Source organism: Billgrantia zhangzhouensis (assembly GCF_021404465.1).
Classification (GTDB): domain Bacteria; phylum Pseudomonadota; class Gammaproteobacteria; order Pseudomonadales; family Halomonadaceae; genus Halomonas; species Halomonas zhangzhouensis.
Map to the genome: position 1 here is coordinate 1 of NZ_JABFTT010000028.1, position 1,329 is coordinate 1,329.

Below are 1,329 nucleotides of genomic sequence, written 5' to 3' on the forward strand. Positions count from 1 at the left end.
GGTTCATCGCACTTTGCCGGGAAACGCGGCACGGATCTTCAGGAAGAAGTACGCCGTGTCGCGATACCCGTAGGCCATCCGCTTGATGACCTTGATTCGGTTGTTCATGCCCTCCAGCACACTGGTGTTCAGCCGGTGCCGGGCACTGGACAGGATCCCCTCCAGATAGGAAGCCAGCCGCTTGGCGAAACGCCCCAGGACCTCAATGCCGCTGCTGATGGCCATGTCGTACCACTCCTGCCAGGCGTTTCGGGCGGTGGCCTCGTCGTCGGCAAACCACAGGGTCTTCAACTGGTCCTTGAGCAGATACGCCGTGGCCAATGACGCGTTGGCTGCCAGCAGCTCTTCTAGCTTCACGGCTTGCTCGGGCTTGAGATTGTCGGCGTTACGCAGCAGTAGCCAACGGCTACCCTTAATCATCTTGCGAGCGGCCTTGTCGTCGCGCAGTTGGTTAGCCTGATCGACGCGAACCCGATCCATCACCTCGCGGCCGTACTTGGCCACCACATGGAAGCGGTCGTAAACCACCTCGGCGTTGGGGCACTGGTCTTTCACCTCGAGATCGAAGGCCGAGTTCATGTCCATGGCGACGGCCTCGATCTGTTCTCGCGCCTCGCCCAGCCACTCGAAGAACGGCCGGATTGCATCGCGGGAGCGACCCTCGCCAACCCATACCACCTGCTGGGTGTCGGCGCAGGCCACCACGGTGGCGTAGCGGTGCCCCTTGTGCAGAGCGAACTCGTCCATCATCAGGCGCCGCAGCCGGGTTGGGTCCGGTGCTGGCAGGTCGCGTTGCAGGCGCTGCTTGTCGAGGGTCTTGACGGTATGCCAGTGCAAGCCGACCAGGTCCGCGACATGCCGGATTGGCAGCAAGGTGACCAGGCGCTCGACCCACTGGCGCAGCGTGGTGGTGACCGGCGAGCGCCCGGGTAACCAGTCGATGCGCTCTCGTGTCGGGCCACAGACCGGGCAGCGCAGGCGACGTACCGGGACATCCAACTCCACCCGATAGATCAGTAAGGGGGCTTCCCGAACTCGCCGGCGATGCACGTCATGCACCAGGAAGCAGGCATGGTCGCAGCCGCTACAGACCGGTGGAATCCGGTCATCTGGGGCCAGCTGTAGCCGCAGCGTCTGCGGATCGAGGAACTCGTGGTGGGTGACGGTAAACCCTTTCCAGAACAGGCAGAGCGGGGTAGCATCCATGGCAACGGCGGTATCCGTAGGCTGGGCGTTTTGGCGAACATCAGCTTACTCGGATTTACCGCCGTTTCTCTATCCTGCCTTTCCCTAAGATCACTTCGCCTTCACGCCAGAATGCGTAGAACC

General features: G+C 62.5%; 1 protein-coding gene. It reads right to left on the minus strand.

The genetic code is table 11. The annotated features are described in order from the left end of the window. Nucleotides 1-3: 3 nt before the first annotated feature. Nucleotides 4-1,206 carry an ISL3 family transposase gene (locus tag HOP51_RS20855; protein ID WP_234275781.1) on the minus strand — a complete coding sequence of 401 codons (1,203 nt, stop codon included), beginning with the start codon at nucleotides 1,204-1,206 and terminating at the stop codon, nucleotides 4-6. Nucleotides 1,207-1,329 lie beyond the last annotated feature (123 nt).